The sequence below is a fragment of the Streptococcus oralis genome, from assembly GCF_023109195.1.
In the GTDB taxonomy this organism is placed as follows: Bacteria; Bacillota; Bacilli; order Lactobacillales; family Streptococcaceae; genus Streptococcus; species Streptococcus oralis_BV.
Window position 1 is genome coordinate 791,057 of record NZ_JALDUB010000001.1, and the last position, 25,208, is coordinate 816,264.

The 25,208-nt window shown below is 39.4% G+C and carries 32 protein-coding genes, 1 tRNA gene, 2 pseudogenes and 1 other annotated feature (1 of these 36 cut by a window edge); of the genes and pseudogenes, 9 read left to right on the forward strand and 26 right to left on the reverse strand.

Annotated elements, in window-relative coordinates:
• Positions 1-61: a sequence feature (ribosomal protein L21 leader region), on the reverse strand; it reaches 27 nt to the left of the window's first position.
• A 69-nt stretch (positions 62-130) separates the two neighbouring features.
• Complete coding sequence (locus M1F65_RS03855; protein WP_002874454.1) at positions 131-811, reverse strand: YoaK family protein; 681 nt, start codon at positions 809-811, stop codon at positions 131-133.
• Between the two features lie 156 nt (positions 812-967).
• On the opposite strand from M1F65_RS03855, the gene M1F65_RS03860 reads away from it, so the two are divergent.
• Both M1F65_RS03860 and M1F65_RS03865 read left to right on the forward strand, forming a co-directional pair.
• Positions 968-1,945, forward strand: coding sequence for a Gfo/Idh/MocA family protein (locus M1F65_RS03860; protein WP_247925508.1), 978 nt, complete (start codon positions 968-970; stop codon positions 1,943-1,945).
• Positions 1,942-3,024: a DEAD/DEAH box helicase gene (locus M1F65_RS03865; RefSeq protein WP_247925509.1), complete on the forward strand. Its 1,083-nt coding sequence runs from the start codon at positions 1,942-1,944 to the stop codon at positions 3,022-3,024. Before M1F65_RS03860 ends, M1F65_RS03865 begins: the two co-directional genes overlap by 4 nt.
• A gap of 24 nt (positions 3,025-3,048) precedes the next feature.
• Here M1F65_RS03865 and M1F65_RS03870 read toward each other — a convergent pair whose 3' ends face one another.
• On the reverse strand, positions 3,049-3,426 hold the full coding sequence (locus M1F65_RS03870; RefSeq protein ID WP_139658505.1) for a YwiB family protein: 378 nt from the start codon (positions 3,424-3,426) through the stop codon (positions 3,049-3,051).
• Between the two features lie 71 nt (positions 3,427-3,497).
• Between M1F65_RS03870 and M1F65_RS03875 the strand changes: the two genes are divergently transcribed.
• Together M1F65_RS03875 and yidA are read left to right on the forward strand one after the other, a co-directional pair.
• Complete coding sequence (locus M1F65_RS03875) at positions 3,498-4,805, forward strand: HD domain-containing protein (protein WP_247925510.1); 1,308 nt, start codon at positions 3,498-3,500, stop codon at positions 4,803-4,805.
• A 9-nt stretch (positions 4,806-4,814) separates the two neighbouring features.
• A complete protein-coding gene (yidA, locus tag M1F65_RS03880) occupies positions 4,815-5,621 on the forward strand; it encodes a sugar-phosphatase (RefSeq protein ID WP_247925511.1) in 807 nt (268 codons plus the stop codon).
• Between the two features lie 124 nt (positions 5,622-5,745).
• Here the strand turns inward: yidA and M1F65_RS03885 are convergent, their stop codons facing one another.
• From M1F65_RS03885 to M1F65_RS03960, 15 genes and pseudogenes are all read right to left on the reverse strand, one after another.
• A complete protein-coding gene (locus tag M1F65_RS03885) occupies positions 5,746-6,072 on the reverse strand; it encodes a hypothetical protein (RefSeq protein ID WP_125390945.1) in 327 nt (108 codons plus the stop codon).
• A gap of 17 nt (positions 6,073-6,089) precedes the next feature.
• A complete protein-coding gene (locus M1F65_RS03890; RefSeq protein ID WP_125384632.1) occupies positions 6,090-6,665 on the reverse strand; it encodes a DUF6572 domain-containing protein in 576 nt (191 codons plus the stop codon).
• A gap of 40 nt (positions 6,666-6,705) precedes the next feature.
• Positions 6,706-7,260: an NAD glycohydrolase inhibitor gene (locus M1F65_RS03895; protein WP_247925512.1), complete on the reverse strand. Its 555-nt coding sequence runs from the start codon at positions 7,258-7,260 to the stop codon at positions 6,706-6,708.
• A pseudogene (locus tag M1F65_RS03900) lies at positions 7,261-7,431 on the reverse strand (hypothetical protein); the annotation flags it as partial. It abuts the gene before it with no gap.
• Positions 7,432-7,612: 181 nt separating this feature from the next.
• The gene (locus tag M1F65_RS03905) at positions 7,613-8,497 is read right to left on the reverse strand and encodes a DUF4299 family protein (RefSeq protein ID WP_247925513.1); all 885 of its coding nucleotides are present in this window, start codon (positions 8,495-8,497) and stop codon (positions 7,613-7,615) included.
• Positions 8,494-8,961 carry a hypothetical protein gene (locus M1F65_RS03910; protein ID WP_084917855.1) on the reverse strand — a complete coding sequence of 156 codons (468 nt, stop codon included), beginning with the start codon at positions 8,959-8,961 and terminating at the stop codon, positions 8,494-8,496. Before M1F65_RS03910 ends, M1F65_RS03905 begins: the two co-directional genes overlap by 4 nt.
• An 811-nt stretch (positions 8,962-9,772) precedes the next feature.
• A pseudogene (gene ifs, locus M1F65_RS03920) lies at positions 9,773-10,657 on the reverse strand (NAD glycohydrolase toxin immunity factor); the annotation flags it as partial.
• Entirely contained in the window at positions 10,658-10,843 is a 186-nt protein-coding gene (locus M1F65_RS03925) for a hypothetical protein (RefSeq protein ID WP_486977856.1), read from the reverse strand.
• A 66-nt stretch (positions 10,844-10,909) separates the two neighbouring features.
• Complete coding sequence (locus M1F65_RS03930) at positions 10,910-11,569, reverse strand: DUF6572 domain-containing protein (RefSeq protein WP_247925514.1); 660 nt, start codon at positions 11,567-11,569, stop codon at positions 10,910-10,912.
• Between the two features lie 83 nt (positions 11,570-11,652).
• A complete protein-coding gene (locus M1F65_RS03935; RefSeq protein ID WP_247925515.1) occupies positions 11,653-12,081 on the reverse strand; it encodes a hypothetical protein in 429 nt (142 codons plus the stop codon).
• A gap of 54 nt (positions 12,082-12,135) precedes the next feature.
• Positions 12,136-12,699, reverse strand: a complete 564-nt coding sequence (locus M1F65_RS03940; protein WP_247925516.1) for a hypothetical protein — start codon at positions 12,697-12,699, stop codon at positions 12,136-12,138.
• 109 nt (positions 12,700-12,808) lie between these two features.
• Positions 12,809-13,231 carry a hypothetical protein gene (locus M1F65_RS03945; RefSeq protein WP_000805398.1) on the reverse strand — a complete coding sequence of 141 codons (423 nt, stop codon included), beginning with the start codon at positions 13,229-13,231 and terminating at the stop codon, positions 12,809-12,811.
• A gap of 11 nt (positions 13,232-13,242) precedes the next feature.
• Positions 13,243-13,665, reverse strand: a complete 423-nt coding sequence (locus tag M1F65_RS03950; RefSeq protein ID WP_000805165.1) for a hypothetical protein — start codon at positions 13,663-13,665, stop codon at positions 13,243-13,245.
• A 69-nt stretch (positions 13,666-13,734) separates the two neighbouring features.
• Positions 13,735-14,289, reverse strand: coding sequence for a hypothetical protein (locus tag M1F65_RS03955; protein WP_000687346.1), 555 nt, complete (start codon positions 14,287-14,289; stop codon positions 13,735-13,737).
• A 20-nt stretch (positions 14,290-14,309) separates the two neighbouring features.
• Positions 14,310-14,543 (reverse strand): Imm74 family immunity protein, encoded by a 234-nt coding sequence (locus M1F65_RS03960; RefSeq protein WP_000703150.1) that lies wholly within the window; start codon positions 14,541-14,543, stop codon positions 14,310-14,312.
• Positions 14,544-14,949: 406 nt separating this feature from the next.
• Between M1F65_RS03960 and M1F65_RS03965 the strand changes: the two genes are divergently transcribed.
• Positions 14,950-15,129: a hypothetical protein gene (locus M1F65_RS03965; RefSeq protein ID WP_001233345.1), complete on the forward strand. Its 180-nt coding sequence runs from the start codon at positions 14,950-14,952 to the stop codon at positions 15,127-15,129.
• A gap of 91 nt (positions 15,130-15,220) precedes the next feature.
• Here M1F65_RS03965 and M1F65_RS10020 read toward each other — a convergent pair whose 3' ends face one another.
• On the reverse strand, positions 15,221-15,361 hold the full coding sequence (locus M1F65_RS10020) for a hypothetical protein (RefSeq protein WP_126475670.1): 141 nt from the start codon (positions 15,359-15,361) through the stop codon (positions 15,221-15,223).
• An 11-nt stretch (positions 15,362-15,372) separates the two neighbouring features.
• Here M1F65_RS10020 and M1F65_RS03970 point away from each other — a divergent pair, with 11 nt between their 5' ends.
• Positions 15,373-15,621 (forward strand): tyrosine-type recombinase/integrase, encoded by a 249-nt coding sequence (locus M1F65_RS03970; protein ID WP_002874436.1) that lies wholly within the window; start codon positions 15,373-15,375, stop codon positions 15,619-15,621.
• A 14-nt stretch (positions 15,622-15,635) separates the two neighbouring features.
• On the opposite strand, the gene M1F65_RS03975 is transcribed toward M1F65_RS03970, so the two are convergent.
• The 6 genes from M1F65_RS03975 to M1F65_RS04000 form a co-directional block, all read right to left on the reverse strand.
• A tRNA-Arg gene (locus M1F65_RS03975) sits at positions 15,636-15,707 on the reverse strand.
• Positions 15,708-15,749: 42 nt separating this feature from the next.
• Positions 15,750-16,097 carry a 50S ribosomal protein L19 gene (rplS, locus tag M1F65_RS03980; protein ID WP_001068669.1) on the reverse strand — a complete coding sequence of 116 codons (348 nt, stop codon included), beginning with the start codon at positions 16,095-16,097 and terminating at the stop codon, positions 15,750-15,752.
• Positions 16,098-16,215: 118 nt separating this feature from the next.
• On the reverse strand, positions 16,216-16,545 hold the full coding sequence (gene crcB / locus M1F65_RS03985) for a fluoride efflux transporter CrcB (RefSeq protein ID WP_095726125.1): 330 nt from the start codon (positions 16,543-16,545) through the stop codon (positions 16,216-16,218).
• Complete coding sequence (gene crcB / locus M1F65_RS03990) at positions 16,539-16,913, reverse strand: fluoride efflux transporter CrcB (RefSeq protein ID WP_247925517.1); 375 nt, start codon at positions 16,911-16,913, stop codon at positions 16,539-16,541. The genes crcB (M1F65_RS03985) and crcB (M1F65_RS03990) overlap by 7 nt, the downstream gene beginning before the upstream one ends.
• Positions 16,910-17,176, reverse strand: a complete 267-nt coding sequence (locus tag M1F65_RS03995) for a chorismate mutase (protein WP_084851695.1) — start codon at positions 17,174-17,176, stop codon at positions 16,910-16,912. The genes crcB (M1F65_RS03990) and M1F65_RS03995 overlap by 4 nt, the downstream gene beginning before the upstream one ends.
• A 117-nt stretch (positions 17,177-17,293) precedes the next feature.
• Complete coding sequence (locus M1F65_RS04000; protein WP_001162125.1) at positions 17,294-17,737, reverse strand: flavodoxin; 444 nt, start codon at positions 17,735-17,737, stop codon at positions 17,294-17,296.
• 103 nt (positions 17,738-17,840) lie between these two features.
• Between M1F65_RS04000 and M1F65_RS04005 the strand changes: the two genes are divergently transcribed.
• The 3 genes from M1F65_RS04005 to M1F65_RS04015 all read left to right on the forward strand — a co-directional run bounded on the left by M1F65_RS04005 (position 17,841) and on the right by M1F65_RS04015 (position 20,162).
• Positions 17,841-18,785 carry a DHH family phosphoesterase gene (locus M1F65_RS04005; RefSeq protein ID WP_096753617.1) on the forward strand — a complete coding sequence of 315 codons (945 nt, stop codon included), beginning with the start codon at positions 17,841-17,843 and terminating at the stop codon, positions 18,783-18,785.
• Between the two features lie 107 nt (positions 18,786-18,892).
• A complete protein-coding gene (locus M1F65_RS04010) occupies positions 18,893-19,756 on the forward strand; it encodes a lantibiotic ABC transporter permease (protein WP_049550417.1) in 864 nt (287 codons plus the stop codon).
• Positions 19,757-19,919: 163 nt separating this feature from the next.
• Positions 19,920-20,162 (forward strand): type B 50S ribosomal protein L31, encoded by a 243-nt coding sequence (locus M1F65_RS04015; RefSeq protein WP_000710762.1) that lies wholly within the window; start codon positions 19,920-19,922, stop codon positions 20,160-20,162.
• Positions 20,163-20,279: 117 nt separating this feature from the next.
• Here the strand turns inward: M1F65_RS04015 and M1F65_RS04020 are convergent, their stop codons facing one another.
• Both M1F65_RS04020 and carB read right to left on the reverse strand, forming a co-directional pair.
• Complete coding sequence (locus M1F65_RS04020; protein WP_049501345.1) at positions 20,280-21,614, reverse strand: Nramp family divalent metal transporter; 1,335 nt, start codon at positions 21,612-21,614, stop codon at positions 20,280-20,282.
• A 220-nt stretch (positions 21,615-21,834) separates the two neighbouring features.
• Positions 21,835-25,011 carry a carbamoyl-phosphate synthase large subunit gene (carB, locus tag M1F65_RS04025; RefSeq protein WP_247925518.1) on the reverse strand — a complete coding sequence of 1,059 codons (3,177 nt, stop codon included), beginning with the start codon at positions 25,009-25,011 and terminating at the stop codon, positions 21,835-21,837.
• Positions 25,012-25,208: the final 197 nt, after the last annotated feature.

The following is a 25,208-nucleotide window of genomic DNA, read 5'->3' on the forward strand; positions in this document are numbered from 1 at the left end:
TGGGACGAACCACTTTATACTCACTATGTGAGCAACGATGTTCGTGCGGTTGCACAGGATTGTGCATAGTCAACTCTTCAAGTATAGCATATCTTCTTTTTTCTTACAAGTAAAATCAATTAAAATTAAGCTATTTCTCTCCTTTTTTTCTCCAAGAAGCAAAAAGCATACTGAAGTAAAAGATACTCATCATAAGAGGAACACCTAGAATTGTCTTCTCCTGATAATAAATCGTCAAATAAGCTGAAAAAACAACTCCGAAGACAAAACTGCTAAGCAAGCTAACAAAAATCAAGCCCTCTCGTAGGAAAGGCGTATGCTTGGTCCGGAAATAATCTCCAAAAGCCAACATGGTACGTTTAATATTCCCTGTCATAAAAGCATTATTATAGGCAATACCTGACACTTCTCCAAAAGCAGTTGTCACCAGACCCATACAAAAGGCCAAGGGCGGTACGAGATAGATATTATCAACCGTTTGCGGCACAAAGCCTATAATTAGGGACAGGACTGCAAGAGGAATCAAGGACAAAATCGGCTTTTTAACAATTCGTAGTTTTTCCTTATACAATGTCAGAAAAAAGACACCCATCATAAAGAAAAGCAAGGTCATTACTTTAGCACTTGCATCCGACACATTTTGTTGAATGAGTCCTACAGAAAGAAAAACGACATTCCCAGTCTGTCCAGCCACAAGGGTGTTCCCTCGCACGATAAAGGTATAAGCATCGACATATCCTGCACAAAAAGTCAAAAAAAGCGCTAGTCGCTTAGACTGACGTGATATTTTCCTTATTGGTAATAATCTCATTTTCTCCCCCCTTCTCATTTCATCTACTTATCTAAATATTGTACCACTTTCTCCAAGAAATTCGTAGCCCATTTGAAAATTTTTACCATCTGTTGGATAGTCCTTCTTTTCTATGTTATAATGAAGGAAGGATTTGAAGTCGGAAAAGGAGTATTTATGCTTAAATTAGGTATCATCGGAACAGGGGCTATCAGCCATCATTTCATAGAAGCAGCCCATGCTAGCGGAGAATACCAGCTGGTTGCAGTCTATTCAAGAAAACTAGAAACTGCCTCAACCTTTGCTTCTCGCTATCAGGATATCCAACTCTTTGATCAATTAGAAGACTTCTTTAAGTCTTCCTTTGATGTAGTCTATATCGCCAGTCCAAACTCCTTGCATTTTGTTCAATCAAAGGCTGCCTTGTCTGCTGGCAAGCATGTCATTCTTGAAAAGCCAGCTGTCACTCAGCCACAAGAATGGCTGAATTTGAGACAGACAGCTGAGAAAAATCACTGTTTTATCTTTGAGGCAGCTCGTAATTACCACGAGGAAGCCTTTACCACTATCAAGAATTTTTTGGCAGACAAGCAAATTTGGGGAGCAGATTTCAACTATGCCAAGTATTCTTCCAAGATGCCGAACTTGTTGGCTGGGGAGACGCCAAATGTCTTTTCAGATCGTTTTGCTGGTGGAGCCCTTATGGACTTGGGGATTTATCCTCTCTATGCTGCCGTTCGCCTCTTTGGAAAGGCTCAAGACGCGACTTATCAGGCTAAACAGCTTAACAATAGCATTGACCTAAATGGAGACGGTATCCTCTTCTACCCTGACTTTCAAGTTCATATCAAAGCTGGGAAAAACATCACTTCCAATCTTCCTTGTGAGATTTACACAGCAGATGGAACCTTGACCCTCAACACGATTGAGCATGTCCGCTCAGCTATTTTTACCAACCACCAAGGAAATCAAGTTCAACTCCCTATCCAACAGGCTCCTCATACGATGACTGAGGAAGTTGCTGCATTCGCACAGATGATCCAGCAACCAGACCAGACGCTTTACCAGAACTGGCTGGATGATGCAGGCTCTGTTCATGATTTACTCTATACCATGCGCCAGACTGCTGGCATTAGATTTGAGGCAGAAAAATGAAAACCAAACTACCCACTGAATGGCAAGAACTGAGCGACCAACTCGGTTTCCAAGAATTTACCCTCATTCAAACTCAACTATTTGAGCCTATACTTGCTGGAGAAAACCTCCTAGGAGTGAGCCCAACAGGAACTGGTAAGACCCTAGCTTACCTCCTGCCAAGTCTTCTCAGACTACAAAAGAAAAAAGCCCAGCAGCTCTTGATTCTAGCACCAAATACAGAACTAGCTGGACAGATTTTTGACGTGTGTAAAACGTGGGCAGAGGCTATCGGCTTAGCTGCTCAGCTCTTCTTATCAGGTTCGAGTCAGAAACGCCAGATTGAACGCCTTAAAAAAGGACCAGAAATTCTGATTGGGACCCCTGGCCGTATCTTTGAGTTGATTAAATTGAAAAAAATCAAGATGATGAATGTGGAAACCATCATCCTGGATGAATTTGACCAATTGCTCGATGATTCTCAGATTCACTTTGTCGAGAAAATCACTCACTACGCACCTCGTGACCACCAACTCATCTACATGAGTGCGACGACCAAGTTTGACCAAGAAAATATTGCACCAAACACGCGCACCATTGATCTCTCTGGTCAAAGACTGGACAACATCCAACACTTCTACATGCAGGTAGACCAACGTCACCGAGTGGACATGCTACGAAAACTAGCACATGTAGAGGATTTCCGTGGTCTGGTCTTCTTTAATAGTTTGTCAGACCTTGGAAGTGCAGAAGAAAAACTACAGTATCGCGATATCTTGGCTGTCTCCCTCGCTAGTGATGTCAATGTGAAATTTCGAAAAGTCATCTTAGAAAAGTTTAAAGATAAGCAACTAACCCTGCTCCTTGCAACTGACCTTCTGGCTCGTGGAATTGACATTGATAGCCTAGAATGTGTCGTAAACTTTGATGTTCCTAGAGATATCGAAACATACACTCACCGCGCTGGCCGTACAGGTCGCATGGGCAAAGAAGGCTATGTTATCACTCTGGTAACCCATCCTGAAGAACTTAAAAAACTCAAGAAATTCGCAAGTGTTCGTGAAATTGTCCTAAAAAATCAAGAACTCTATATCAAATAAGGTTGGCATTCGCCAACCTTTTTCTTATCCCCAAGTAATTTCTAATTGATAGCTGGCAAAGGGGTGTCCCTCTTGATTTTGCAGTTGATATGCGAGTTCAATCTTTTGCCCATCCAGTTTGTAGTGATTCGTTTGGATGATAAACTCCTGCATCCCCATTGGAGTCGGAATATAGGCTAAACTATCACTAGCCTTTAGAAAACGCATGATGGTTTTGGGACTCGAGAAACGGGTCATCACCAGTTCTTCTTCATGAAACTTGAGAACCACTTTTTCCTTTTCCTCATTGTAGAAAAGCAGATAGCTATAATCTCCCTTTTTATGCACTTCCACGTCATAGAGTTGGTCAATGACTTCCAATTGTTCATCAAACTGAATCGTATTTCGCATCCGAATCTTCACATCAAATCCTCTTTCTTGTCTCTTGTCCTACTATTTTACCAAAAAGAGCAGGATTTTGCTATAATGGTCATATGAACGAAAAAGTATTCCGTGACCCAGTTCACAACTATATCCACGTCAATAATCAGGTCATATACGACTTGATCAATACAAAAGAATTTCAACGTCTTCGCCGTATCAAACAGCTAGGGACTTCCAGTTATACCTTCCATGGTGGTGAGCACAGTCGCTTTTCCCACTGTTTGGGAGTCTATGAGATTGCTCGACGTATCACGGAGATTTTTGAAGAAAAATACCCTGAAGAATGGGATCCTGCTGAGTCTCTCTTGACCATGACCGCTGCTCTCCTACACGACCTTGGGCATGGTGCCTACTCGCATACTTTTGAAAATCTTTTTGATACAAATCATGAAGCCATTACTCAGGAAATCATCCAAAGTCCTGAGACAGAGATTCACCAAGTCCTGCTACAAGTAGCGCCAGATTGCCCAGAAAAGGTAGCCAGTGTTATCGACCATACCTATCCTAACAAGCAGGTCGTGCAGCTCATTTCTAGTCAGATTGATGCGGATCGCATGGACTATCTATTGCGCGACTCTTATTTTACAGGAGCATCTTATGGGGAATTTGACCTGACTCGCATCCTCCGAGTCATTCGTCCTGTCGAAAATGGGATCGCCTTTCAGCGCAACGGCATGCATGCCATCGAAGACTACGTTCTCAGTCGCTACCAGATGTATATGCAGGTTTATTTCCACCCAGCAACACGCGCCATGGAGGTTCTTCTACAGAATCTCCTCAAACGCGCTAAGGAACTCTATCCTGAAGACAAGGACTTCTTTGCACGCACTTCTCCTCATTTGCTACCTTTTTTTGAAAAGAAAGTTACTCTATCTGATTATCTGGCACTTGATGACGGCGTGATGAATACCTACTTCCAACTCTGGATGACCAGTCCTGACAAGATACTAGCCGACTTGTCGCAACGTTTTGTCAACCGCAAGGTCTTTAAATCCATTACTTTTTCAGAAAAAGACCAAGACCAACTCGCAACCATGAGACAACTGGTTGAAGAAATCGGTTTTGATCCAGACTACTATACTGCCATTCATAAGAACTTTGACCTCCCTTATGATATCTATCGTCCCGAATCTGAAAATCCACGGACACAGATTGAGATTCTACAAAAAAATGGAGAACTGGCTGAACTCTCTAGCCTGTCTCCTATCGTCCAATCCCTTGCTGGCAGTCGCCATGGAGACAATCGTTTCTATTTCCCGAAAGAAATGTTGGACCAAAATAGCATCTTCGCAAGTATCACCCAGCAATTTTTACACTTGATTGAGAACGATCATTTTACCCCAAATAAGAACGAATAGAGGAAATTTATGAGTATTAAACTAATCGCCGTCGATATCGATGGTACCCTGGTTAACAGTAAAAAAGAAATCACTCCGGAAGTCTTTTCTGCCATCCAAGATGCCAAAGAAGCTGGCGTCAAAGTCGTGATTGCAACGGGTCGTCCTATCGCAGGTGTTGCCAAACTTCTGGACGACTTGCAGTTAAGAGACCAAGGTGACTATGTCGTGACCTTCAACGGTGCCCTTGTCCAAGAAACTGCTACTGGCCATGAGATTATCAGCGAATCCTTGACCTATGAGGATTATCTGGATATGGAATTTCTCAGTCGCAAGCTCGGTGTCCACATGCACGCTATTACCAAGGACGGTATCTATACTGCCAATCGCAATATCGGAAAGTACACGGTGCACGAATCAACCCTCGTCAGCATGCCCATCTTCTACCGCACTCCTGAAGAAATGGCTGACAAGGAAATCGTCAAGTGTATGTTTATCGATGAACCAGAAATTCTCGACGCTACGATTGAAAAAATTCCAGCAGAATTTTACGAGCGCTTCTCCATCAACAAATCTGCTCCTTTCTACCTCGAACTCCTTAAAAAGAATGTAGACAAGGGTTCAGCTATTACCCATCTAGCTGAAAAACTCGGATTGACCAAAGATGAAACCATGGCGATCGGTGACGAAGAGAATGACCGCACCATGCTGGAAGTCGTTGGAAATCCCGTTGTTATGGAAAATGGAAATCCAGAACTCAAAAAAATCGCCAAATACATCACCAAAACAAATGATGAATCTGGCGTTGCCCATGCTATCCGTACGTGGGTACTTTAAAATGCTTAACTATTAAAAATAAACGACACCCCAAAAGGTAGAGATGACACTCTAACTTCCGGGGTGTTCTTTTTGAATATTGAATTCGTGACAAACGAGTTACCTTTAGAAACTAACAAATCAATTACTCTTCCTCTTCAAACATCAGAGCATCCAGTTCTTCTCTCTCTGCCGCAATCTCTTCAAAAGTAGAAATAAGATTATTTACTATTTCTAAGGAGATAATACCAGTCGAATCCCTCATCGTAACCTTGGTCCCAATAGCACTCAACTCACGGATGAGTTCTCGAACCTTTCTCAATCCATCCAAATCTAACATGTCTACTTCTATCACCGCGTCATGATCTTTGATTCTAGATTGGATTAAAGAAAGAGGCAAGGATGAATGGTTTCTTAACAACTTATAGGTTCCTGACTTGTCACCTATAGAATCAATAAAAATAGCTAGCATCGTTTCCGCTCCCTTTATCACTCCGGCAATTCTACCTTCAAGCTCATATCAGTCGGTTGCAATACTTTCTGAACAGCTGCGAGAAAGGCTAGACCGTTGTCTGATGGGGAATACTGGAATGTGATATGGATGACTTTTTTGTCAAACTTATCACCGTATCGTGCCACATACTGCTTGCTTTCGAGGAAGTAGATATAGTTGTTAAGTTTTTCTTGAAGTTTCAAGAGATGCTCCTCTTCGGTATCTGGAAGCCAAAGATTACCATCAATTAATAAAAGTTCCAAGTCTGTATCACTCGTTCCGATTGCATCAATTTCTGAAACCTCTAACAGAATAGGGATACTTTTAATCCTACATCTAAACTTTACAATCTCATATAATTCTTCAATAGCATCCTTTTCTCTTTCAAAACTAGCTTTTTCATATAACTGTTGACGTTCAGTCACCTCATACACTATAAATCTATTTGCACTTAAATCCTGATAATACCCTATCGCAAACTGCTCTAAAACTTTTTTATTTAAGTACACAGTATAATATCTAAGTTTGTTACTATTAAATTTTAAAAAGTCTAATAATTCCTGTTTTCTCATTTAAAATTCTCCACAACTCTTACATTCACTATGGCGTTTGCTATAGCTCTACTACCTTAGGGGGATTGTAGTATTTTTCCTTGAATTCCTTGAGAATCTTCTCTACCTTTTCTTCGTCACACTGTCTGTATAATGGACTACGGTCTAATACATTACAGAGTCTTTCATAGGTATAAGTACGTTTCTGCTCATCTGATAGGTGGGAAATGCTTTCTATAATATTTCTTACCAATTCATCTGTTTCAATAACAAAGGGAAGGCTTGTATATCTTCTTAAACGACTGCCTTGCATAGAAATATAATCAGTTACCTTATCTAATTTGACTAGGTCAACCGATAAGCTAAAATCTTTCAAGATTTCAAAGGTTCTGCGCGCTATATCCCTATCACCTTCCATATACAAAGGATATAAGCAATATTCCATTAATACTCCAATATCTGTACTATGAAGTTCATAAGAATCTCGTTGTCGAAAACGATACCAAGCTTCGGTCCCTAGAAAAACTTTAGCTTCTTTCCCTTCCTTCATTATTTCACGATAGTCTTTTACAAAATTTTGATAATTTTCTTTATTTTTCAATTTATATGTCTGCATTTATTTACTCCATTGATTTATTCTGAAAATTCCTTCAACTTGCTCAATTTCATTAGTGCCTGGTTTATAGACACGTGGATTTTTGATTTCATAATAGCCTTGACGTTCAATCGCAGATAGAAAATCATCGTAAGAATGCCCCGTTGTGTCAATCGTTGGCATAAGTAGTTCGCTATTTTTACCTGTTGAATGAGAGTTTTAATTCTAGTCTCATTATAGCATAAAAAATATAAGTAGAATCAACATGCGAAAAACTTAAAACCATCTGAGAGACTTTTCAGATGATTATCTTTACACTATCTTCTTCATTATTTTCTAACATCTGAAAACGTTAACTGAACAGGAATTTTTCTTAAAATCCTCCCTTTTTCAAGACAGCTTGCAGAGTTTCAGGAGAAATCGGGTCCACAAGAACATACTTGGCATCTAGCATATAGATGCCCTCAGTCAACGACTCTAAGAACTGTCGATAAGGAACCTCGGCTAGTTTTTCCCCATCGGCTGTCATGATAAATAGTCGTGCAACTGCAACCTTACTTCCTCGATACTCTTGTAAATATTGAGGTTCTAGCTCTGGTTGAGCCGGTAAGATTGTTCGTCCTTCACTATTTAGATAATTGATAGGGATAATGATGTCCTCTCCATTTTGCTCTACTTTAAAAACTTGCTGCTCAGAGTAATAAGCATTTAGCTGTTGGGTAAAGCGCAAACGCTGGTCATAACTATTTAAGAGTTGCTCGTCCGGCACATGGATAATCTGCCCTAGGTAGAGTTCATTGATGTAAATAGAACGTTTCACTCCCATAATTTCCACGATGGGATGGACTTTTACTTCCTTAGTCAATTCTGAAAGAGCTGATAAGAAAATATCCATGAAATGAAAATCAAGAATGGAATCTTTATCATACTCAACACCATCATGTTCGCACACACTTACATCTAAGAGAATCAGCAAGGTTTTCAAGAACATCAAGGCCCCAGTCCAGTCAGAAGCTGTCGCCAAATCTGGAACAGATACCTGATAGGCTTGACCATCAAAAGATAGACGGAACCCTAAACTAGACTTCTCTTTGACCCCAAACTGAACAGAATGGAAATCCGAAATAAGAGAGTCTGCAGAGGGTTTTAATCCTGCATCCTTAGCGGAAACGCTGTAACATTCAAAAAGTTCTGCTTGAAGCACCTCACCAATTCTTAGTGATTGGTTGCTTTTTATTGTAAAAATAACTGATTTCATATTTTTCTCCTTCGGTCTACTGGCAAATCCTTTCTACGACGTAGAATCGTTACTTCGCTGACAGGGATTTTTCCTGATGCATACATGGTCTGGCCATATTTCTCATCCAATAATTCCGCATCATCAGCTAAATTGTTTTCAATTAGAAATTCTTTATCAAAAACCAGGAGTCGCACATAAGAATCGGGTGCTGTAAAATCATCATCCCCATGCTTGTGACCAGCCATTGTAAATTCCTGACCTTTATATAGGACACGATCATAAACCGAATACCTCTGACTAACCTCACTATAAGGCACAAGCTTTCCGTATACGCCTTCTCCGGCATCATCTACATAGGAACTATAGGGAACGTAGCCTTCTTTCAACATTGCTGGATCTTTTGAAAGAAGAATATAATCATTTATATAATTCACAAAATTAGAGTATACTTTATTTTGGTAAACTAGAAATTCTTTACGCATACTAACCCTCCACATATTCCATTATACCACAAAAAGAGAGCGGTTTTCGCTCCCTCAATTAAGCTAGTAATTCTACTTTTATATCTATCTATTCTGTAGTCTGTTCTTTAGCATGGTTCTCTCTAAAATCTTTTTTGGATCTATCAATGACTCTACGCAATTCCTCATCATCAACTCCGGGAAGATGGAAATCATAGTTATGTGTCTCATCTTTTGAAGATTCCGTTCCTGAACTTTCTTCCTTCGTGCTCTCTTCAGTAGAAGACGATGCACCAGAATCTGAAGAGTTAGCTCTTTCAGAACTAGAAGAGCTTGGTGTTTTAGGTGTTTTGCGGTCCAATTTTGGTATCTTATTGATTTCTTCAATACTAGGTATTGGCTTATTCACTTTAACCGGTCTGTAGAGCATCGCAAAAGAGAAGAATAAGGCCAAAATAGTTCCAATAGCTGCTAAAGTTCTTTTACTGGATTCTGATGAGGGAATTCTGATACCACTGGTGCTAAGCTCTCTCCATTCAGGATGTTCTTTTTCTATCTCTTTTTTTTGTTCCCATAGCGGAACTAGCAGAAAATGATTAAAAGGCACAACTGTTCCCATAGCTGTTGCTGCAAGTGGGATAAATCTAGAAAGGTTAAAAATGAGTACTATGCTTAGTATTGCAAATATAGTAAATAGAAATATCACTAATCCTAAGCGAATTTTATATTCTTTTTTAATCTGGAGATATCGCTCTTGAAATACCTTTTCTTGTTCTTGTTTGGGATGACTTACATCTGCTAATGAGCTCTTCTTCTCTGGTAAAGTGTCATCCTCAGGCAATTCTACCTTCAAACTCATATCTGTGGGTTGCAATACTTTCTGAACAGCTGCGAGGAAGGCTAGACCGTTGTCTGATGGAGAATACTGGAATGTGATATGGATGATTTTTTTGTCAAACTTATCACCATATCGTTCTACATACTGCTTACTTTCGAGGAAGTAGATATAGTTATTGAGTTTTTCTTGAAGTTTCAAGAGATGCTCCTCTTCTAATGACTCTATCCATTTGTTTTCATCAATCAACAACAACTCTAGATGGTCATCAGAGACACCCATGGCATCTATACTCGTAACATCTAGTTCAATTTTCTCATCTGTTTTAATGAAACCTACTACCTCTGGTGGATTGTAGTATTTTTCCTTGAATTCCTTAAGAATCTTCTCTACCTTTTCTTCATCACACTGTCTGTATAATGGACTACGGTCTAATACATTACAGAGTCTTTCATAGGTATAAGTACGTTTCTGCTCATCTGATAGGTGGGAAATGCTTTCTATAATATTTCTTACCAATTCATCTGTTTCAATAACAAAGGGAAGGCTTGTATATCTTCTTAAACGACTGCCTTGCATAGAAATATAATCAGTTACCTTATCTAATTTGACTAGGTCAACCGATAAGCTAAAATCTTTCAAGATTTCAAAGGTTCTGCGCGCTATATCCCTATCACCTTCCACATACAAAGGATATAAGCAATATTCCATTAATACTCCAATATCTGTACTATCCACGTAATAAGAATCTCGTTGTCGAAAACGATATTTAGCTTCGGTCCCTAGAAAAACTTCAGCTTCTTTCCCTTCTTTCATTATTTCACGATAGTCTTTTACAAAATTTTGATAATCTTTAGGCTCTGGTATTTCAAATTTTTTCATTTATTTACTCCATTGATTTATTCTGAAAATCCCTTCAACTTGCTCAATTTTATTAGTTCCTGGTTTATAGACACGTGGATTTTTGATTTCATAGTATCCTTGACGTTCAATCGCAGATAGAAAGTCATCGTAGGAATGCCCCTTCATATCAATTGACGGCATAAGTAGTTCGCTATTTTTACCTATTTAACAAAAGTCGTCATAACCTAGTACAATTATACCACAAAAAAGAGAGCGTTTCCGCTCCCTTTATCACTCCGGCAATTCTACCTTCAAGCTCATATCAGTGGGTTGTAATACTTTCTGAACCGCCGCGAGAAAGGCCAATCCGTTATCAGATGGAGAGTACTGGAATGTGATATGGATGACTTTTTTGTCAAACTGATCACCGTATCGTGCTACATACTGTTTGCTTTCGAGGAAGTGAATGTAATTATTCATTTTTTCTTGCAAAATTTCTAGATGGATTGCTTCTATCTCTTCCTGCCAGCCGACTGGATCCACCAGAAGAAGCTCTAAATGATTATCAACTATACCAATTGCATCAAGTTCGCTAGGTTCCAGTTCTGAAACAATGGCTTGAGTGACAATTTGTTTAAATTCCTCTGCTGTGAAAAGACAACGACTATTTTCAGGATTTTTCAAAATAAAGGAAGGATGATCTTCGATGAAGAGCTTATCGGATTCATCTTGTGTATATTGCTTTTTAGATTTCCAAAAACCATAATCTGCATAATTCATCAACTCTTTACCAGTATGTTCTCCCGACATATAACTATCAGCAGCTTCTTTGGGGATTTCTTGAACTACTTCTGGCATGGTAATATTAAAAGTTGGATAACGCAAGAAATACTTATCACCATCTTGACAAATTTCCAACATGTCTTTTTGACTTACATAAATTGATTCCATTTTTATCTCCTTTGTTGCTTACCAAATGTCTACTGATTAGTTTTCCCTATTTTTTGTCTGTTCTTATGATGTCATCCACTTTACTATAAAGGCCAGTTTCCTGTTTCAGCATAAATCATGACTTCATATGCTCCCCTAGAAGATTCAAATGCTTTATCCATCAGTTCTTTAGTAATAGGATAGCGAACTTCTGGCCCCATGGCTCCGCCAATTTCTTTAAAGAAGCTAATTTCGTAATAGCCGTCTGTCTCATATACAATAAATCCATTGCCTCTATGTACAATCGTATCCGCTTGATTATAGTCTTCTAACTCATCTGCCTTAGGCCAACGATGATGTTCACAATAAAACATTACTTCTAAAGAATCTTTTTCTGATTTTGAAAGACGTTCTACTAATTCCTGGCTAATGGAAAAGTTAATCACTTCTTTTCCTCTACTCCACAGAATCTCATAATCATTGTTGTTTTTTAATACCGTACAATTTTTGTATTGCAGCATTTCTGTTGTCATATAAATCAACTTTCTTTACTTTTTTAATTCTTCTTTATCATAGGCAAAAAAAATCTAGTTAGCGCGCGCATTTCTTATCAAGCTCTCCAGGACCTTCTTTCGCTTGTGTAAATTATTGGCTAGGCACAAATAGAGAATAAACAAAAGCATGGAGTGGAAAAATAATGGCAAAAAACTAGGATATAACAGGAAGGCGACTAAAGATACTAACAAACTAATAACGCTACCACGAATTACGGAAGAAACAACAGCTCTACTTTTCTTTACTACTTCTAGGAATTCTAAGAACTCCAAATCTGTAAATAGAGCCGGATACAAATCCAAATCTTTCTTAAAATAGACATCCAGCAATTTCCCGAAAAGTAAGGAAAGACAAGAGAATAAAATCAAATAAAGATACTTGTGCTCAGCTATACTAAAAATTTTCAGACCATTCAGGAATCTAATAAATGGAAGAACTAGTAATATCAGGGAAAGAATAACGTACTGTTGACTTTTAGAAGTTCTTTCTGGAATTGAAAAATACAATTTCTTTGTCTTTAAGTCATAATAGACTAATTTGTTCTTAAATTCTCCTAGATGAACTAGTTCTTTATAATGTTTTCTCTTTTCTATCATTTCCACTCCCTTTCTAACCATAATCAAATGATATAAGCTTTTTCATAGCTTCAGTGAACTGGATTAGAGCTCTCTAATATCTGGAATTCAGTTTCATTATATATCTCTTTTACTTGAGTGGCGATACATAATCATCTGGAACTTTGCCCATTGATTCTATCCATTGTTGTTCGGCTTGGGGAATAAGCATTTCAAGTTCTTTATCACTAAAAAGCAACTGATTTTTACGGTTGGAAATCAGCACAATTGGCTTTTTTCTAGCTCTATCTTTTCTAATTTCGTTCTTTTCTTCTTCTGTCGGTGGCCAATAATCGTGCTTAACTTTGCAAGATATTTCAAGTAGAGTCCGTTTTCCACTCTCTAGTAAGATAAATAATTCTTGTGGTAATTCATAGACAACTAACCAAGAAACTACGGTTCCCTCTTCTAAAACTAAATAATACTTGTCCTCATCTTTCCAGATATGCTGACCGTAACCTTTTACTTCTTCATACTGGATAACATCTTCCCATTGTAGTCTTGTTGGTTTCATTTATACATTCCTTACTTAAGTGGTGATACATAATCATCTGGAAGTTTGCCCATTGATTCTATCCATTGTTCTTCAGCTTGGGGAATAAGTATTTCAAGTTCTTTATTACTAAAAAGCAACTGGTTTTTACGGTTGGAAATCAGTACAATTGGCTTTTTTCTAGCTCTATCTTTTCTAATTTCGTTCTTTTCTTCTTCCGTTGGTGGCCAACAATCGTTTTGAACCTTCCAAGATATTTCAAGTAGCGTCCGTTCTCCACTCTCTAGTAAGGTAAATAATTCTTGTGGTAATTCATAGACAACTAACCAAGAAACTACGGTTCCCTCTTCTAAAACTAAATAATACTTGTCCTCATCTTTCCAGATATGCTGACCGTAACCTTTTACTTCTTCGAACTGGATAACATCTTCCCATTGTAGTTTTGTTGGTTTCATTTGTATTCTCCTAGTGCAAGTTATTCTCTCAACCAGAATATCATAAAATCAGGATTATTTTTCTCTTCCTCAATAGGCTACGCCATCTTTTATCCATTTTCTAGTTTCTAAATCCACATTAAAATAGAAATCACTTCGACCAAATTTATCAAAACAATCTTCATTAAGAGCTTCACATACAATTCTCAGTTTTTCTTTACTTATCTCAGAAATATATAGCATAGTAAACCCTGCAGGAGATTCAATTTGGTCGATTTTATCACCTTCTAAATTATAAACCTCTAGTTCTGATGGAAGGTCAAAATCGCTGAATGAGCGAAATATACTGAAGATACGCTGATATTTAGGACTAAATCGAAGATGATGTAAATGTTGAAAAATAACCTGATGCTTCCCATTATGATTCCAATCTAGTCTCCCTTCCTCTACATTTTGTCGCCCTAATAGTTTTCCTTCTAAACTATAGTAGAAAACGATTTTGTTAATAAGATTTTCCCCACTATAAACCATCACCATGTTCTCATCTTTATTATATTCCGCATGAATGATATCTGGTAGTTCTATCTTTATTACACAACCATTCCAATCCCATATGACTATCCGTTCACTGTAATCGATTTTCATCATCCTTCTCCTACTCTAACTCAGATAAATTCGATCTGGATTGTTTGCTCCGTCATCATGGAGTTCACTTCCTCGACAAGTTTATCTATCTCGTTCTGTGTGATAGGAATGTGATTGTAAGGTGGCTCCCAATTCTGTATGCTTGACCTATATACAATAAAGCTACCAACAGTCAACAACTCTCCCTCTGCTTTTAGAACATAGCCATTTTCATAGTCAAAAGTAACGTTACCACTTGTCCCAGAAATTTTCATTCCATTTCCTTCTTTGCTCAAACATCATTATTTTTCTCAGAAAACTAAATCCTAATACTCATAATAAGGAGAGAAATTCCCCTTCAAATAAGCACTTATACTTTCTCCTATTATACCACACCTCCATTTTCATCTGAAATGGTTTCTATTTTAAGACAAAAAACACTGATCATTCAGTGCTTTTTGATTGAATTACTGCCCCCTGCAAACATAATAATATATATCAATCTTTCTGATTTGTTGTCATTTATGATTTTTATAAAAAAAAACGATTGAAAAATATAAAATAATAAGTTTTTTGGGGCAGGTTTAGGGTGAAAATATTTTGAAATAATTTATTAAAACACTTGACACCTCGGTTCTCCGTTATATAATATGATTAAGATAAAAAATTGAGGTAAAGAATATGAGAAAAGTTATTCAAGAATTATTAGACAGTTCTATATCTACTTCTACTATTTCACAAGGTGCTGGAGTTCCATGGACTACTGTTTCTGATCTTAGAAAAGGAAAAACAAGCATGGATAAAATGGCGCTTCTAACGGCAGAAAAGCTCTATGAATTTGCTACAGCTGATAAGCATTGATTTCGGTCACTGCTTTTATTATTGCAAACAAAAAAACCGCAAGCTATTGCTTGCGGTTTGTGTAATCTAATTTGAAAGTCTTTCTGTTTTTTTATTTTTCTTCTTTTGGTTTGTCAACGACGGTCACCAGACCATCTGGTTCGGTTTTGAAAGCTAGTTCTGTATGAAGTTCACCCTTTGCCTTCAGGTAGTACCAGCCATCACCAGACTTGATAAATTGCTTAGATAGCAGTCAATAAGACATTGAGAAGAATTGTTGGTAGAAATGTCCATGCTCATTCGCTTAGACATACTTATGCTTCTTTTTTGATTGCAAAGCGTATTGAATTACTATCTATTTCAAAAATCCTTGGTCATGAGAATATGAACGTCACCATCGAAGTCTACGCTCATCAATTAAAAGAACTAGAAGAAGCAAGTAATTCGGAAGTAAGAGAGATATTCGCAAATTTAGGGGCGAATTTGGGGCGAAACACCTCAAATACCCAGTAAAATCAATAGTTTACTGCCCCCTGCAGGAATCGAACCTGCAACTACTCCTTAGGAGGGAGTTGTTATATCCATTGAACTAAGGGAGCTAGAGAAAAACTCTGCTGAATGAGCAGAGTTTTTTAGTCGAATTAACGACGGATTTCTTTGATACGAGCTGCTTTACCTTGAAGAGCACGCAAGTAGTACAATTTCGCACGACGTACTTTACCGTAACGAACAACTTCGATCTTTTCAACACGTGGAGTGTGGATTGGGAAGATACGCTCAACACCTACACCGTTAGAGATTTTACGAACTGTGTAGTTTTCTGAGATGCCAGCACCTTTACGTGCGATAACAACACCTTCAAAAATCTGGATACGTTCACGGTTTCCTTCGACAACTTTCGCGTGTACACGAACAGTGTCACCAGGACGGAATGATGGGATATCTGTACGAAGTTGACCTTCAGTCAAGCTTTGGATTAATGGATTCATTTTATTCTCCTATCTTTGTCAATCTTGAGGAACCTTCCTCAGCGGATAAACTGTATTTTTGTGCGTCCATTACACACAAGATACAGTTTACCAAATTTCCACCTAAAAGTAAAGAAATTTATAGCAGAATTCCTAAAAAAATCGCTAGAAAACCGCCTATGTATGTTGAGGCTAAATAGCTATAAAATACCTTCTTGTCACTTAACAGTTTTTGCAGCTCGTCATTCAAGGTTGAAAAGGTCGTCAACCCTCCACAAAAACCTGTCGCTAGGATAGCATAGACTTCCTTGGACTCCACATGATTGTAGAGCAAGCCAATCAAAAAGCAACCAAGAAGATTGGCGACGAGAGTTCCTAGGGGAAATTTAGAAGCTTGATTGTATCGGGAAAAGAAATACCGCACTAGGGCTCCGAACCCGCAGGCGATTGCAAGATAAACGACTACCATTTCTTCCTCCCTAGAACATAAGCTAAGAGTAGGCCTCCACCGATGCTCAAAAATAAGTAGATGCCTAAGCTAAGATAACGCCCGGTATCAAGCAGTTTTACTGCATCAAGCATTAGGCTAGAAAAGGTTGTCAGGCCACCACAAAATCCTGTCCCCAGCGCCAAAACCAAGCCTTTACTAGTTCCCTTATAGACCAGATAGCCTTTCACCAGATAGACCAAGCAGAAAATGCCCAGATAGTTGACAAGAAGGGTCCCCCAAGGAAAATCTGGACTGGCTGGTAACCAAGTGGAAACCAGATAGCGGACAAGGCCCCCCACCATTGCAGCCAGAAAAATTCCTAGCGGATAAAATTGTTCTTTTTTCATTTGATGTTTTGATCCTGATAATCACGCGAACGTTTGAGAATGTCTGAAAAAGTAGCAACAATGGTCTCCTGATAGCGCTTATCTTCTACTCTATTTCTGACTTTTTCAAAAATGATTTCTTCTCTCTTAGTATCTAAAATAGGTTTTCCTGAGGCTTTCTTATAGGCAACTACTCCCTCAACCAAATGCATCCGTTCTTCTAGGAGCTTGACGATTTGGTCATCGATTTGATCAATTTCTTGCCGAATAATATCTAAATTCATACAGTCTCCTCCTTTATTTGAATTATTGTATCAAAAAGCCACCAAATAGGCTAGTAAAATCCCAAAATAACTAATAAAAAAACGCACTGACTTCTTCCAGTCAGTGCAGCTTGATTTTTATCCTACTTTTGCAGCCAATTCTTCTGCGAATTGTTCCAAACGTTCGATGTCTTCTTCTTCGGCAGAGAGGTCCACTTTAACACACTCTGAACCTTTTTCTGCTCCTGTCGCTACAAATACGCGATCAAAGTCATCAACAGCCTTACAGAATTCATCGTAGAAGGTATCTCCTGAACCTACCACTCCGTAAATTTTGCCATTCAAGTTGAGATCTGCTAGGTCTTCGTAGAAGTCCATCATCTCATCTGGCAATTCTCCATCACCGTAAGTATAAGTCGCAACGATTGCAATATCCGCCTCCAAGAAGTCTGAAGCGTCAACAGTCGTACATTCATCCACATCGACATCCAAGCCCAAGTCACGCAATTTATCTGCTACAATATCTGCAATTTCTTCGGTATTACCGGTCATACTGGCAAATACAATTTTTGCTAATGCCATATCGTCCTCCTCAATTTATCTTTCTCCATTATATCATATCTTTTTCATTTTAAAAATAAAAATTCTTGTGCTACAATGAAATGAGAAAGAATTGAGGTTATTTATGGAAATTTGCCAGCAAATTTTAGAGAAAATCAAAGAATACGATACCATTATCATTCATCGTCATATGAAACCAGATCCAGATGCCTTAGGGAGTCAGGTAGGTTTAAAAGCTCTTCTCACACACCATTTTCCAGAAAAGACCATCAAAGCAGTCGGTTATAACGAACCAACTCTAACCTGGATGGCGGAAATGGATACTGTCCAAGACAGTGACTACCACGGAGCTCTTGCTATTATTTGTGATACAGCGAATCGTCCTCGTATCGATGATAAACGCTACGAACAAGCTAATTTCACCATCAAAATCGATCACCATCCAAATGATGACATCTATGGTGACCTATCTTGGGTGGATACAAGTTCAAGCAGCGCCAGTGAGATGATTGCATTATTTGCTCAAGAAAATCAGCTAACTTTGTCTAGTGAAGCGGCACGACTTCTCTATGCAGGAATTGTCGGGGACACAGGGCGTTTTCTCTACCCTTCAACTAGTGCCCGTACCTTTAGAATAGCTGGCCAGCTCCGAGAAATTGATTTTGACTTTGCTGGACTGTCTCGTCAAATGGATACCATGAGCTTCAAGATTGCAAAATTGCAAGGGTATGTTTATGATCACTTAGAAGTTGATGAGAATGGGGCTGCACGCGTTCTGCTTACTCAAGACATCTTGGAAAAATATAAGGTTACGGATGCTGAAACAGCAGCGATTGTTGGGGCACCTGGTCGAATTGATACTGTTAAGGCTTGGGCTATCTTTGTTGAACAAGCTGATGGCCACTTCCGTGTGCGAATGCGCAGTAAAATCACCCCTATCAATGAGATAGCCAAACGACATGACGGGGGAGGGCATCCATTAGCCAGTGGCGCCAATTCCTATAGTCTAGAAGAAAACGAACAAATATATAAAGAACTGAAAGAGGCTCTACAGATTCACCAAGGCTAAGAAAGAATTTTCTTGGCCTTTTATATGCTAGATTCTTAAAATATACGGTTTCTTTGTACCTCAGTTTATGGTATAATAAATCAAACTGAATAAAAGGAGACTTAATAATGGAAAAAAATCGTTTGTATATTCTCATTTCTGCTGGAGTAGCCATTCTTGGTTCACTCTTGCCATGGGCTAGTTTAAATGCAGGTTCTTTTGGGTCCTATAGCGTGAATGGTTACCAAGGTGATGGTTGGTTTGTCATTATCGCGGCTATTGTGTCTATTGTTCTTGCATGCTTGAATAATATGAATAAAGCAATGTCTAAAGGGTTCTCAATTGGTGTCATTGTTGCGGGTGCAATTGCAACTCTCGTCACACTAAATAGTCTCTTTAATGTAAATAAGTACATGTCTAACTTTGGTGGATATGGCATTTCAATCGGCTTTGGTTTGATTTTGGCTATTCTTGCTAGCATTGCACTTGTTGTAACTGGTCTCTTGGCAATGTCAGGTGGTAAAATTACAAAAGAGTCATTTACTGAATTAGCTGAGTCTGGTAAAGATTTTGCTCAAACTGTCGGACGTGTAACAAGCTCTACCGTTAAAACTGCAGTCGAAGAAATCAAAAAAGAATCTCAAGAACGTAAAAAAGAAGAAACTACTGCTGAGAAAACAGAGACTGCTAAAGAGGAAACCGAGCAAACAGAAGAAGCTAAGGAACCAGCTAATGTGGAGGCTGAATCAGTAGCAGAAAACGCGGAACCAGTAAAAGAAGAAACTACTGAATCTGAAACAAAAACAGAAGCTGAGCCAGTAGCCGAACCAACAGAAACAGAGGCTGAAGCTGAAACTGTAACAGAATCAACGGAAACAGAACCTACTGAAACTGAAAAAGAGGCTAAATCAGCAGAAGAAAACGCAGAACCAGTAAAAGAAACAGAAGTAAAAAATCAACAAGAAGAAAAAGCTCCAAATCAAGAGAATTAATCATTCTTCTACCCTCACTCCAGTAAACACTGGAGTGATTTTTTATCAAGATTTTTAATAAAATCAGGGAAAAGACTTGCCAAACTTATCAGAATCTGATAGACTAGTATGGTAACAATCTATGGCTCGCAAAGAGACCATGGCAGAAAGGAAATATTGCAAAATGAAAAAAGATATCCATCCAGAATATCGCCCAGTTGTCTTCATGGACACAACTACTGGTTACAAATTCCTTAGCGGTTCAACAAAACGCTCTAACGAAACTGTTGAGTTCGAAGGCGAAACTTACCCATTGATCCGTGTGGAAATTTCATCAGACTCACACCCATTCTACACTGGACGTCAAAAGTTCACTCAAGCAGATGGACGCGTGGATCGTTTCAACAAAAAATACGGTCTCAAATAATGATAAAAAAGAACAGTTACCACTGTTCTTTTTTTGTACTTCTTTTTATGAACCAATCACTACTACTTTCTATGTTGTCAACCTTCACGCTGACACTATAATTGATTTCAAACGAGTTTAAAAAATATCGAAAAGAAGCTTGATATTGAGAATGGTCAAGATGATTGAAACTGCGTAACCTAGGATGGTGTTCCACTTGGCATTGGTGAATTCTCCCATCAGTGACTTCTTAGAGGTCAGATAGATTAAAGGGAAGATTGAAAACGGAAGAGCGATTGACAGAAAGACCTGTGAATAGACCAATAACTGATCCAAGGTTTTTTCTTGATGTCCAAACAAAACGGCGACTATAATCACAGGTAGCAATGCAAAAATACGGGTACCGATACGGATCATCCACTGAGGCAATTTCAGATGCAAGAAGCCTTCCATGACAATCTGTCCTGTTAAGGTACCTGTAATGGTCGAATTTTGTCCACTTGCTAAGAGAGCTAGGGCAAATAAAGTTGACAGAGTTGAGCTAGCTATAGCTCCTGCTATTGTCGAATCCTGTAAAGCATTGTACATTTGGGAGAAAGCTGAAATTTCAGATGCATGACCAAAAAAGAGAGAGGCCCCTAAAATGAGCAGTAAGGAATTGACAATAAAGGCGAGGGACAACTGAAGATTTGAATCCCAGGTCATAAAACGAACGGCTTTTCGAACATCCTTCTTATCTTTGTGATTGATTTTCCTTGTTTGGGATAGGGATGAATGAAGATAGAGATTATGGGGCATGACTGTCGCTCCCACAATTCCTAGAGCCAAAGTCAATTGGCTTTCATGACCTGGTAATGGTGTTTCAAATAATGTTGGAGTCGGTAAATAACCACCCAAAATACCCTGAATACTTGGATTGGATAAAGCCACCAGATAGGTAAAGATGGCTAATATGGTTAAAATAAGGGTCGTAACAATGGCTTCAATTTTTTTGAAGCCAAATTTCATCAACAACAACAAAAGAAATACGTCTAAAACGGTTAAGAGGATAGCGACCATAATTGGTATTTTAAATAAAAGATTTAAGGCAATCGCTGAGCCTAGAACCTCAGCTAAGTCGGTCGCCATTAAAGCTAATTCTAAAATCACCCATAAACTATAACGAAGCCACTTGGGAGCATGATGTGCAGTTGCCTGTGCTAGGTCCATCTTAGTTACGATACCGAGCTTTCCAGCCATCTGTTGTAGTTGCATGGCAATGATGGATGAAATCAAAATAACAAATAAGAGACTATATTTGTAGGAAGCACCACCAACCACACTGGTGATCCAGTTTCCTGGATCCATATAGCCAACTGCCACAAGAGCTCCAGGTCCTAAGAATGCTTTTAGATTTTGCCAAAAATGATTGTTATTTGGAGTCTCAATAGATTGATTGATCTCAGAAAGAGAGACTTTTTTATAAGAGGACATAGGGATTTTACACTTTCTAATCTGTCTTTACATATTTCTTAATAGAATATTTTTTGAAAGAATGATGAAAATAGTTTACCTATTTCCAATTCACGCTTATTATATCACATTTTAGAATGATTACAAATAAAAAAAATGATAGTTGAAAGAAGCAATATCAGTATTGCAAAAGCCAGCGTTTTCTGACGCTGGCTTTAAAACTGTAAAAATTCTTTCTCAACTAGATCGCTTCTGTGACAAAACTACGACTTTCTAGCACCTTAAGCATGGCATTTGCTGTGTCTAGTGCTGTAAAGAGTGGCACACCATGTTCAATGGCTGAACGGCGGATTTGCTCACCATCTTCGTCAGCAGTTCGCTTGGTTCCGACAGTATTGATGATCGCTTGGATTTTTCCTTTACGAACAAAGCTTGGGATATCCTTCTCATCATCACCAATCTTACCAACAGGCTGGGCATGCAATCCATGGCTAGCAAAGAAGGCTGCAGTTCCTTCTGTCGCGAGGATACCGTAACCGATATTTTGGAAACGGCGAGCCAAGTCCAAGGCTTCTTCTTTGGTATCATCTGCAATGGTGAAGACTACATTTCCGAAAGTTGGCAAATGGAGGTAAGAAGCTTCAAAGGCTTTATAGAGAGCTTTTTCTAGAGTAGCATCAGAACCCATGACTTCCCCTGTTGACTTCATTTCAGGACCAAGTAAGCTATCTACCTTAGCTAACTTGGTGAAGGAGAAGACTGGAGCCTTGATATGAACGCGAGTACTTTCAGGGTAAAGTCCATCTTGGTAGCCAAGTTCTGATAAACTTTGACCAAGAATGAGCTTAGTTGCTACCTGAGCCATAGGGATATTGGTTACTTTTGAAAGGAATGGAACTGTACGGCTGGCACGTGGATTAACCTCAATAACGTAGACTTTTTCATCCTTGATAACAAACTGGATGTTCATCATACCAAGACAGTTAAGACCAATTGCTAGGCGTTTGGTGTAGTCTGCAATGGTTTCCTGAACCTTTTGCGACAAGGTTTGTGGAGGATAAACGGCCATTGAGTCACCTGAGTGGACACCGGCACGTTCGATATGCTCCATGATACCAGGAATGAGGACATTTTCCCCGTCTGAGATGGCATCGACTTCACACTCTTGCCCAACGATGTAAGAATCGACAAGGACTGGATGGTCTGGACTGGCCTTAACAGCGGTACGCATGTAAGAACGAAGGTCTTCTTCGTTTTCGACGATTTCCATAGCACGTCCACCCAAGACATAAGATGGACGAACGAGGACTGGGAAGCCAATCTTGCGAGCAGCAAGCACCGCTTCTTCTTCATTAGTTGCTGTTTGTCCTGGTGGCTGTGGAATATCCAAGTCTTTGAGGGCTTGCTCGAAGAGGTCGCGGTCTTCGGCACGATCCAAGTCAGCTACTTGGGTACCAAGAATGGTCACACCTGCTTTTGCCAAAGGCTCTGCAAGGTTGATAGCTGTTTGACCACCAAACTGAACAATAACGCCTTTTGGTTGCTCCAAATCAATGACATTCATCACATCTTCGAATGTCAATGGTTCAAAGTAAAGTTTGTCTGATACCGAGAAGTCGGTAGAAACGGTCTCTGGATTTGAGTTCATGATGATCGCTTCATAACCAGCAGCCTGAATCGCCTTAACAGAGTGAACGGTTGCGTAGTCAAACTCAACCCCTTGTCCGATACGGATTGGACCTGAACCTAGGACAAGTACAGATTCCTTGTCAGACTTGATAGACTCATTTTCCCAACCATAGGTTGAATAGAAATATGGTGTTTCAGAGTCGAATTCTGCCGCACAGGTATCGACCATCTTGTAAACTGGGACAATCTTGTTTTCCAAGCGAAGTTGACGAACTTGCTCAGCTGTCGTTTTCCAGAGTTCCGCAATCTTACGGTCTGAGAAACCATTAAGTTTAGCAGTTTTCAAGACTTCTAGATCTTGTGGATGGGCACCTAATTCTTGCTCAATTTCAAAGATGTGCAAGAGTTTATCAAGATAAAAGATATCAATTTTCGTAAGCTCAGCGATTTCTTCTGGTGTGTAGCCACGGCGAATGGCCTCTGATACGTAGAAGAGACGGTCATCTTGGGCTTTCACAACTTTTTCAATCAAGGCATCATCAGAAACGGTTGCCAGTTCAGGCATTTCATTGTGGTGAACCCCAATTTCAAGTGAACGACAGGCTTTTAGAAGAGACTCCTCAATGTTCCGACCGATGGCCATGACTTCTCCAGTCGCTTTCATCTGAGTTCCAAGACGACGCTCACCTTTTTCAAACTTATCAAATGGGAAACGTGGAATTTTCGCAACGACGTAGTCAAGGGCTGGCTCAAACATAGCATAAGTTGAACCTGTAACTGGATTGATGACCTCATCTAGAGTCAACCCAACGGCAATCTTGGCAGCCAATTTGGCAATCGGATAACCCGTCGCCTTAGAAGCAAGGGCTGACGAACGTGATACACGGGGGTTTACTTCGATGACATAGTACTTGAAGCTGTGTGGATCAAGGGCTAGCTGAACGTTACAGCCCCCTTCAATCTTGAGGGCACGAATAATGCTCAAGCTCGCGTCACGGAGCATTTGGTTTTCATAGTCCGACATGGTTTGCGCAGGAGCAAATACGATAGAATCCCCTGTATGAATCCCAACTGGGTCAAAGTTTTCCATGTTACAAACAACGAGGGCATTGTCAGCTGAATCGCGCATGACTTCGTACTCGATTTCCTTGAAACCTGCGATTGAACGTTCAATCAAACATTGGGTAACAGGTGACAGTTTCAACCCATTTTCAGCGATTTCACGCAGTTCTTCCTCATTGGCACACATACCACCACCAGTACCACCAAGGGTAAAGGCTGGACGAACGATAACTGGGTAACCAATTGACGCAGCAAAGGCAACAGCTTCTTCTACTGTGTTGACAATTTCAGATTCAGGGATTGGCTGCTCAAGCTCTTCCATCAATTGTTTAAAGAGGTCACGGTCCTCTGCTTGGTCGATAGCAGACAATTTAGTACCGAGAAGTTCTACTCCAAGCTCATCTAGGATACCATTTTTAGACAATTCCATGGCCATATTGAGCCCTGTCTGACCTCCAAGAGTTGGAAGCAAAGCATCTGGACGTTCCTTACGGAGAATACGAGTTACAAACTCAAGTGTGATTGGCTCGATGTAGACCTTGTCCGCAATCTCCTTGTCCGTCATGATGGTGGCAGGGTTTGAGTTCACCAAGACAACTTCATAACCTTCCTCTTTCAAAGACAAGCAGGCCTGGGTCCCCGCATAGTCAAACTCAGCAGCCTGACCAATAATAATCGGACCAGAACCAATCACCATAATTTTTTGAATATCAGTACGTTTAGGCATAGTTTATGATACAAAGCCCGTAAAGAACACAGTGAAAATAGGAAACTCGGTGCAGACGCCTTTAGCGTCAAGACTATGTTTATCTTTTTCACACAGTTCTTAGGGCGTGTTCACTTCCGCGAACAATGTATCTTCTCCTTTCTATTCGGCAACTCTCGGGTTGCCATTAAATAAATTCTCCGACGATTTTTTAGAGA